Consider the following 9,545-nt stretch of genomic DNA (forward strand, 5'->3'; position numbering starts at 1 on the left):
AACTGCGCTCGAAAGGACGCCTTAAGAGCGCAGCTTCGCTACCGGGCCATGCTCCCGCAAGGCGGCCCTCGCCGGAGAGGTACGATTTTCTTGTAGGACATTACTATCTGGGTAGCGTCAGGCTCGATGAGGCTGCGAGCCTCCTTGGCCGGAAAGTCGATGAGACGACGCTCGAACCTTTCAATCTTGAAATTTACAAGAGGGCCAAAGAGCTCCCTCTAGCCTACGCGGAGAAGATTTTCGAATTCGCGCGGAAGATCCGGTTCGATGTTGGCAAGGCAGTGCAAAAACTCCTCCACATGATACCTTCGTCAACATGTCGGTTGACGAGATTCTGACTTTGGACACTGCTCTTATCCAGTATGTGGCCATATTTAGTTTGACTGGTCACCCGTCAGCATCATTGCCGCTCTTCTCCAGCACCGAAAGACTGCCGATCGGGGTTCAGATCGTTGGCCGCTTCGCCGATGAGGCGACCCTTGTCCGCATCGCAAGGGATTTGGAACAGGCAATCCCTTGGACCAAACGGCGACCGCCTGTCTTTGCAGGGATAAAATAAGATCCGTCGTGGCACCGAGGATCGAAGCCGAGTTTGGCGACGATAGTGGCAAGGCTGCTTTGAGCATTGGCGGCAATTCTGATACCGGAGGGGAATGGTCGCTTCACCCATTGACCAAGGATATTCGCCTACCTCCACTGACAAACCCACCTCGTCCCATAACCTTCAGTCCCCCGGCACATAACTTTTTGGTCCGTTGCTTTTGTTGCTCCCGTGTCGCTAGCGTGACTTGAAGAACACCGCTTCAGCAAATGACCCCGGCCAGGGAACTGCGGCCTTAAGGTAGTCGGTTCATCTTCAAAGCAGATGAGCTTTGAAGTGCTTTCCGTTACTGAGAGTAGGGAGCTGCATGAGAAATAACAAGGACAACAATAACATCTCGGTAACTCGACGCGCGGTTCTTGGGGGAGTGAGCACAGTGGTCCCTGGAGACGCACCGGTCCCGACGGCGGCTGGACCCCAAATCTCACCGGCAAAGGCGCGAACAGGTCCACGCAGGGTGCGTGAAATCGAGAACATCTGGATTCCGATGTCCGATGGTACCAAGATTGCCGCGCGCGTATGGCTGCCGGACGATGCCGAGCATAATCCGGTGCCAGTGCTCATGGAATATATCCCCTACCGCAAGCGCGACAGCAGGCGCCTTCATGAAGAAACCTTCCACCCCTACCTCGCCTCCTTTGGATATGCTTGTGTGCGGCCGGACATTCGTGGGTCTGGGGATTCCGAAGGCCTGCCGATGGACGAGTGGGTTAAGCAGGAGCAGGACGACGGCGTCGAGATCATTGCCTGGCTGGCCAAGCAGCCCTGGTGTACGGGAAAGGTCGGACTCTTTGGGATTTCCTGGGGCGGTTTCAGCGCACTGCAGATGGCTGCCCGCCGTCCACCTGAACTCAAGGCGATCATCACGGTTTGCTCAACAGACGACCGCTATGCTGATGATACACCCTACACCGGTGGCATGATCATGGAGGATGCGATCGGGACTGCATGGGGTCTCTTTTACCCCGCGTCTTGTGCACGCCCTCCCGATCCGGCAATCGTTGGCGACCGTTGGCGCGACATGTGGATGGATCGCCTCAACAACTTGGACTTCTATACAGCGAACTGGCTTACCCATCAGCACCGCGATGCTTTCTGGAAGCAGGGGTCGATCAGCGAAGACTATGGTGCCATTCAATGTCCCGTCTATGCGGTAACTGGTTGGTTCGATGCGTACCGGCGTACGGTTCCACGCATGCTCGCCAACCTCAAATGTCCGCGCAAGGGACTTGTCGGGCCATGGGGTCACCAATATCCAAACGCTGACGGTCCTGGGCCGGGGCCTGCGATAGATTGGCTTACTGAGTCGCTACGCTGGTGGGATTATTGGCTAAAGGATATCGATACCGGCATCATGGACGAGCCGATGTACCGGGTCTGGATGCAGCAAGAACCGGCAATGCGCACGCACCAGACTCCCGACCAATGGGAGATTCCCGGCCGCTGGGTGGCCGAGGAAAGCTGGCCTTCCTCGCGCATCAGGTCACGCAAATTCTACCTCATCGAACATGGGCTGGAGAACAATCCCGGTGCTGAAACGGTACGTGTTCTCACCCCTTTGCAGACGGTCGGCATAACGGCGCCTGGATGGTGGTGGAGGAGCGCCGAGGAAGCCCCTATGGATCAGCAAATTGATGACGCCCGCTCACTAACGTTCAATTCCAAGCCGCTCGAGGCCGGTTTCGAGATTCTCGGCGGACCGGTAGTCACCCTCGATCTGGCGGTCGATAAGCCGGTTGCGTTCCTGGCCGTCACACTCAATGAAGTCGATCCGGATGGCCGTTCAAAGCGAGTGGCTTATAACGTCTTGAATCTGACTCACCGGGACAGTGACGAGTTTCCTCAATCGCTAGAGCCCGGCAAACGCTATCGCATCCGTTTGGTACTGCAGGACTGCGCCCATGTTTTCGAAGCGGGCAAGCGCATCCGTGTCACCGTGGCGACTTCACATTGGCCGGCTTACTGGCCGTCACCAGAGCCTGTGACCCTGACGCTGTACGCCGGTCGGTCCGAGCTCGAGCTGCCGGTACGACCGCCAAGAGCGAAAGACAGGGAATTAAAACCTTTTGGCCCGGCCTTTGTACCAGAACCGACCTCCGGACGGACCATTTTACAAGAAGCCCCGAAGCCAACCAGAGACTCTGAATGGGATGCCGCAACGGGCAAACTTACGATACGAAACACAAGCGGCAGTGGGAAATACAGGATTGATTCGACTGGCACCGAGTTGTGGTCGACAGAATGCGAGATAAAGGAAATACTTGATCACGACCCCACTAGCGCTAAGAGCGACGCACGATACATAACGTCGTACAAACGCGGCGATTGGGACTGCCGCATCGAGAGCCGCCTATGTTTTAGCTCGACCAAAGACAATTTTTTGTTCCTGGGTGAGATTAAGGCCTTCGAAAACGATACCGAAGTGTTCGCCAAGACTTGGGATCGCACAATCCAACGTATGCTGGTCTGATGCCCTTTATCTTGGATGGTGGAAGAGTACCGCCGAAAATGACGAAGGATCGCCGTCACATCTGCGTCATCACCCGGCGCTCGCGCGCCGCGTCTTTCGTTTGAAACTAGGCGGTGTGTCGCCGACACCGCGCTTTTCAGGAGGGCGTGCGCTCACAGTTCCCACGCTGCTCGGACTTGGCGTCGCAGGGTTTTGACAGTGTTGTTCGGGGGGACGGAAAGAAGTGGAGTAGATCGACACGAATGCTGCGGCTAACGGAAACCGTCACGTTCGTCTATTTTCGGAACGTTGGACGTTTCTTCGGCCTGCTGTTCCGAACCCTTGACCGGCCGCCGATGTCCGGCCGCCACGCGGCCGCGACTTTGCGCGGCGCGCCCTGCCGGTTAACCTCCCCGCCGGCAGGGCGCCGTTCGAACGCAGGATACGGTTTTTGCAGCTCATCCGCCATCGGGTTTGAGAAGGACCTAACCCCCACCGCTGTCTGCGTGCACGCTTGGATGACGCAAAGTGTGATTTTTCATGGAATGAGGACCCCGTTTGAGGGGTACTTTTCGTCCAAACGGGATCCCTTAACGTGGGGTCATCAAGATGCCTCCGGTTTGATCGGAGGCATTTGTGTTTTGGATGTTGGTTGTGGAGACGATTGCAAAGATACGCCGGCTGTCGCTGGTGCAGGGGAAGTCGATCAAGGCGATCTGCCGGGAGTTGAAGATCTCCCGGAAGGTGGTGCGCAAGGTGCTGCGATCGGACGAGACGGAGTTCAGCTACAAGCGGAAGCATCAGCCCTTTCCCCGCATGGGAGCCTGGCGTGAGAAGGTGGACCGGCTGCTGTGGGCAAACGCGGCCAAATCGCAGCGTGAGCGGCTGACGCTGATCCGGATCTTCGAGGAGCTTCGCGGCCTCGGCTATGACGGCAGCTACATTTCTGTGTGGCGGTACGCGCAGGATTGGAATGAGCAACGCGGCGCCGCCGCGGCCGAAGCCTACATTCCGCTGAGCTTCGCGCCTGGCGAGGCGTTCGACTGGAGCCACGAGGTTGTCCTGCTGGACGGCGTGACGGTGACCGCTATCCCCGCGAGAAGCAGAGATGATGTTTGACGCCCATGATGGGGGCGTTCGTCTTCTTCCGCGGAGCGTGCACGCGCGGTATCTACGATAATATGAAGACGGCTGTGGACGCGATCTTCATCGGCAGGGATCGCCGCTACAACCGCCGCTTTGCGCAGATGTGCGGGCATTACCTTGTCGAGCCGGGGGCCTGCACGCCGGCGTCGGTTGGGAGAAGGGGCAAGTCGAGAACCAGGTCGGGCTGGTGCGGGAGCGCTTCTTTACGCCGAGGCTGCGCTTCAAGACGTTGGAGGACCTGAACGGCGGCTGGCCGACAAGTTGTCAGCTACGCCAAGGCACACCGGCATCCCGAACAGGGCGAGCGCACGGTCTGGGAGGTGTTCGAAGAGGAGCGGGCCAGCTTCATTCCCTATGCCGAACGCTTCGACTGCGGATTCCGACGATTTACCGGATGGCATTCCGATCAAAAACCGGACAGTTTTGAAGCCTCGATAGTGCCTTTGGGTCAGCAACCTGAGCATGCATTTCCTCGACGGTAGAGGAGAGATGCATGCCGAAGAGAAGAAGGCTGACCATGAGACAATTGAGACAACTGCTTCGGTAAGCGCGGACGGTATAAGGGTTCGCGACATTGCCACCATGCTTGGGTAGTCTGGCGGCTCGCGCTCTGGCCTCGAAGCGCCACAGCCTGATCCTAATCGGACCAGCTGGCGTCGGGAAAAGCTGGCTGGCCTTCGCGCTCGGCCACAAGGCACGTTATTATCGGCGATAGCGAGCGCCTCTACGATCCCTGCGCCAATCACGACCGGCTACTGGTAGGGCTCTCGGGGATCATGAGTGAAGCGGAGCTGCACCAAATCGCATCCGCCTGCATCAAGGGGAGCGGCAGAAGGCTGCGCGGGGGCGAGCTTCGCATACCGCTGCCAGGTGCTTGACCTACAACCGCTCCGGCCAAATCGTGGTCAATCCTGATAAAGAGTTCAGGCTCGGCAGCGTTTAATCTTCGACAAATTTAGAGAGCTTAAGACCGCGCGACGCGTTATGCTTTACCTGCGCACGCATGACCTACGCGTACCGGTGCGGCCGCGTAGCGGCCCGCGCCCCATGAGTTGGTGTGGCGAGACGCCACCATCGCCCATGTCCATCATATTTTGCACAACCCAGCCTATGCCGGCGCATATGTCTACGGCCGGCGCCGAATAAATGCGGTCCGCCAAGGTCCAGGTTCGCACCGCGCAACCTCGAAGGTCCAGTTAATTTTAAATTTGAGATATCTTACGTCTCGATAACTCCAACCATCGGACCTAAAACCAGCAGCAATACAAGGAACAGAATGCACACGATTAAAGCCAACAGGGCTGCCTCAAGCTCTTCAACAGGAGTGGGGCAATTGTCTGACATGGCGTCTCAATTCCTATCAAATTCTTGTTTGCCAAAAATGTCAGGTAACCATAACTTGACAATGGAGTATGTATAAAAGTGCGAGTGCGTCGCTGCGCTGCCGAAGGCCGTATATCCGGGTCGATCTCGCCAAGAACCGCCCGGGCCACCGTGAGGTATTGCGGATATGGCCGTAAAGGCTACCCGTGTCACGGGCCGAGACATCCCGAGGGCAGTATCTGAGGTCCAAGAGTTTTCACGCCGAGATCATCGCACCCAGCGCCTTGGTCAGATGACCGACATCAATTGACTTTCTGAAGCGATCAACGGTTCTGAAACTGGGAGGAATATCCGAGCTATTCAGACTCTCGAGGAATAGGAATGGTATTTGGCGGCGCAATAGGTGCTCAGCCGCAACGAAAGTTGCCTCGCCTTGTAAGTTCACACTTAGGACAGCGCCGTCTATTGGCGATGAGGACATGATGACATCGAGAGTGTCCTCGATAGTATAGGACAGGTGGATGACGCTTGCGCTAACCTTGACAAAGGCGTCCCTCAGGTCGGACGCAAGCGTATAGTCGTCCTCTGCGATCAAAATGATGCAGTTGCGCAGTTTGGAACTTCCCACGGGATTTCCTCTAAACATGCCGGCCGGGACGCCAATGACGACTGCCTGCCGCTCAGTCAACCGGATTGCCGGCTTTCGGAAACGGCCTCCTGATCGGTGCCTGCCGTGAGCGCCTTCCGCCACGGAGCCTGAATTAAATGGTCTACTGCTTCCCCATTTGTCTGCTGTATAGGTGATCTCCTGCTCTCCGGATTTGCGGAAGTCGACGACTTTGCTTCCTTCCTCTGCAAGATCGGCAAGCTATCGCGGACTACCCGCTCATTCATTCCGTTGATCTATATGCAATGTGCAATCCATGAATCATGAGGAGCCCGACCCCTAGTCCAAGAGACGCTCTTCAAACGGGTAATTTGATAACAACTCATACCCGTCGGCGGTCACAAGGAGCTGCTCCTCGAGCTTTACACCGTCTTTTTCAGCGACAGCACCAATATAGCTTTCAACGCATATCACCATGCCTGCTTCGAGGGTCGAGTCGTAAGCAATTGGACCACGGAATATCGGTTTAACTTGCGGATATTCATCGCACATACCGACCCCGTGAATGACGCAAGGGTAGGCCTGCTCTTGGAATTCTTCGGGCACCGGCCAGGCTGACGCCTGTAGATCCTTCATGCTGAGGCCCGGACGGATAAGCTTCATGTTCGTCTGCAATTCGTCATAGGCGAGCCGGTACAGCTGGCGCTGGCGTGCGCTAGGCCGATCCTTCCCGTAGTAGAATGTCCGTGAAACATCACAGAAATACCCAAATGGGCCTACCATATCGGTGTCGAACCCGACGAGGTCTCCCTCCTCGATGACGCGTTGGGTGGCTTCCTGGAGCCACGGATTAATTCGCGGCCCGGAAGCTAGCATTCGACCCTCATGCCAGCCGCCCTGGTTGGCGAGGTTGGTATAGTTGAGAAGTGCCCAAAGCTGCGCTTCCGTCACGCCAGGCCCCATGCTCTCCTGCATACGCGCAACGCCGTGCTCGGCTACTGCACATGCCCAGCGGATGCACGCTATCTCGTCATCCGATTTTATGACCCGCGCGCCCTCCACGATGTCCACCGCATCAATTACCTCTAGACCTCGCTGCAGCAGGGCCTGGGTTATGCTCGGGTTCACATATTCCACCGCCACCTTTCGATTGGTGGTCCCGATTTCGCTCAGGAAACCTACGATGTCGTCGGCGAAAAGCCTCGCGCCCTCCGCCAGTTCGTTGCCGCCCTCAAAAAACGAAATCGGCCTTCCTTGCCTCGCCCGGTCGGCAGAGGACGCGGAGCCAATCCCCTGATGAAGAGTGATCGGCCCATCAAGTGGCAAAAAGAGATAGGTGACCGGGATATGCGACTGAAACAACGGATATGCATTGTAGTCCACAGCATAGCGTATGGTAATCGGGCTCACCAGGACACACAATGCGACATCAGCTTGGCGCATCGCCGCTCTTAGCCGCTCTTTGCGATATCCATCGAGCCTTTTGAAGTCGATGTCCGGCATGGGTCGGAACTGCCGCAAGTCGCTCCAGCCGTCATTGAGCAAAAACCGATCCGGACCGCATTTGGAATTCGACATAGAGCCCTCGTACATGCCCGACTATGCTGCTGATCAGCCACGCGGAATGCTACGGTTTAAGCTATAGGCAGCGGCGCAGCGCACTTCAAATGAGTATTAGTGGTCGGCCGGATAACCAGGGGTCATGACCAAGTCACAAGGGAGCGAAAGGCTGCGTGAGGCCGTTCCTCTATCGTCCAGCGGGCCATGAACTTCAGCTTGCACACCGCATGACTTCTTGGCACTTCCAAACCGGCGGGATGATGGCCCAAATCATTCGGCACAACCATTCCCAGATACCAGATCTCATCACTTTTGCTGGACAATCCGATATTAATGACGCGTCCGAACAAAATTGCTAGCGCGACTATCCGGGATGGGCGAGGCTTTTGTAGAGGCCTTCACCAGGGCCCGCGCTGGAAAGCGCCAAACGCAAAGGCCGCTTGGGCCTTTAGGAAGGCATCCGTTTCTTCTGCCGATCAGCGCTCTTGGTCGTCGACGACGATCGGCGACGAATTTTGGTGCATGAGAAGCCGACCATTGACGTTACGTCAAAGGTTGCGATGCGCGTCATTTCGACCGCCTGTCTCTGGATCGGCAATACGTGCCCGCCCGACCGACTGCTCGGTGCTTGAGGAGGCAGGGTCGAGAGCGTCCGCAACGGCATCCTTCTTCGCGCGAGGGAGGAGTGTCATGGTGAGAATGAAGGCCGAAAGCGCTAGGATCAGCACGTTGGTGATGATAAGCGCCCAGTCATTCTTGAGAATCCCATAGGTCAGCCACAAGGCAAATCCCAAGACGTTGGTGCCGTACATCAGAGCAGAAATGCTGCTCGTGTCCCGGGTTTTGATGATTTTCCAGGCTTGCGGGGTAAAAGCGGTCACCGAACACAAAGCTGCGAGGTAACCAACAACCGTGACCCAATCCATGGCTTGAGCTTGCCAGCTGGCTTTTCCGTTTAACCCCTTTCGGGGTTTAACCCCTTTCGGGTGGTAATCTCGGCAAGAGCGGCGCAGGCTCGTCAACTGCGCTCATGACATCCGCCCAAGTCGGAGTGGCTTAGTTCCGCTCCCCCGGTGGAGGACATCCAGACGCCACATCCCAGGCGAGCCTGAAGACCTCAGGAAGCACGCCGTCTGACATCTAGGGGCTGTTCATTTCCGCTTCCTTCGCTACATAACAGACTAAGCTCAGACTGCGGAGGTCACTTAGAGTAGGTCGCTTCAGATCCTCGACCACAGCTTCCCCCCGGTCGCCCAATTGTTTGGCTCATATTCATCAAAGACCACATGGACCTGCTCTGGTCTTAATTTCATATTATCACAAAATAGTTTTGTAATCTCAGCGGCCAAATGTTCTTTCTTATCGTCATCGGACTTGAATGTCTCTACATGAATAACCGGCATACCTTCACTCCTTCGTTGCCATCTAAAACGATATTGGCCGCAGTTGACAGCGCCTTCTTAGCGCCCTTCGCTCAAAACCCTGCACTGGGCTGCCAGACATCGCATCACGACTTCCAAATCAAGGCTGGGACCGGTCGGAAGCCAGATGTGTCGCTCTGCAACGCGAATTCCATTCTTTGGATCATGGTGACTTTCGTCAGAATTACCCAACTGCAACCGTCAAACATTTGGCCTCGATGTGGGCCGTGATCCGCTACGCAAATATGCTACGGACCTGAGCTATAGGCAGCGGCGCGCCTCACTTCAAATGAGTATTAGTGGCCCGCCGGATAACCAGGGGTCATGAGCGAATCTAAGGCTCGCAAAATATCGCCACCAAGCCGTCACCGCTGTCCGATGCGCCATGACTTCAGCTTGTTTGGCACATGACTTTTTGGAGGCTTGCGAACAGCCCGC

5 protein-coding genes and 4 pseudogenes are annotated in these 9,545 nt (G+C 56.4%); 5 read left to right on the forward strand and 4 right to left on the reverse strand.

From position 1 onward, the window contains the following. From NKH73_RS32150 to NKH73_RS32170, 5 genes and pseudogenes are all read left to right on the forward strand, one after another. Positions 1-338, forward strand: a pseudogene (locus NKH73_RS32150) (hypothetical protein); the annotation flags it as partial. A gap of 720 nt (positions 339-1,058) precedes the next feature. Continuing rightward, on the forward strand, positions 1,059-3,071 hold the full coding sequence (locus NKH73_RS32155) for a CocE/NonD family hydrolase (protein ID WP_352939458.1): 2,013 nt from the start codon (positions 1,059-1,061) through the stop codon (positions 3,069-3,071). Positions 3,072-3,695: 624 nt separating this feature from the next. Further along, positions 3,696-4,567, forward strand: a pseudogene (locus NKH73_RS32160) (IS21 family transposase); the annotation flags it as partial. A gap of 224 nt (positions 4,568-4,791) precedes the next feature. Next, positions 4,792-4,893, forward strand: a pseudogene (locus NKH73_RS32165) (ATP-binding protein); the annotation flags it as partial. Positions 4,894-5,251: 358 nt separating this feature from the next. After that, positions 5,252-5,428, forward strand: a complete 177-nt coding sequence (locus tag NKH73_RS32170) for a recombinase family protein (RefSeq protein WP_352939464.1) — start codon at positions 5,252-5,254, stop codon at positions 5,426-5,428. A 347-nt stretch (positions 5,429-5,775) separates the two neighbouring features. Here the strand turns inward: NKH73_RS32170 and NKH73_RS32175 are convergent, their stop codons facing one another. The 4 genes and pseudogenes from NKH73_RS32175 to NKH73_RS32190 form a co-directional block, all read right to left on the reverse strand. Continuing rightward, positions 5,776-6,147: a response regulator gene (locus NKH73_RS32175; protein ID WP_352939467.1), complete on the reverse strand. Its 372-nt coding sequence runs from the start codon at positions 6,145-6,147 to the stop codon at positions 5,776-5,778. A gap of 318 nt (positions 6,148-6,465) precedes the next feature. After that, complete coding sequence (locus NKH73_RS32180; protein ID WP_352939470.1) at positions 6,466-7,704, reverse strand: M24 family metallopeptidase; 1,239 nt, start codon at positions 7,702-7,704, stop codon at positions 6,466-6,468. Positions 7,705-8,234: 530 nt separating this feature from the next. Then, positions 8,235-8,612, reverse strand: coding sequence for a SemiSWEET family sugar transporter (locus tag NKH73_RS32185; RefSeq protein WP_352939473.1), 378 nt, complete (start codon positions 8,610-8,612; stop codon positions 8,235-8,237). 294 nt (positions 8,613-8,906) lie between these two features. Then, positions 8,907-9,098 (reverse strand): annotated as a pseudogene (locus tag NKH73_RS32190) (tautomerase family protein); the annotation flags it as partial. Positions 9,099-9,545: the final 447 nt, after the last annotated feature.

Source organism: Mesorhizobium sp. M0938 (genome assembly GCF_040319125.1).
GTDB lineage: Bacteria > Pseudomonadota > Alphaproteobacteria > Rhizobiales > Rhizobiaceae > Mesorhizobium > Mesorhizobium robiniae.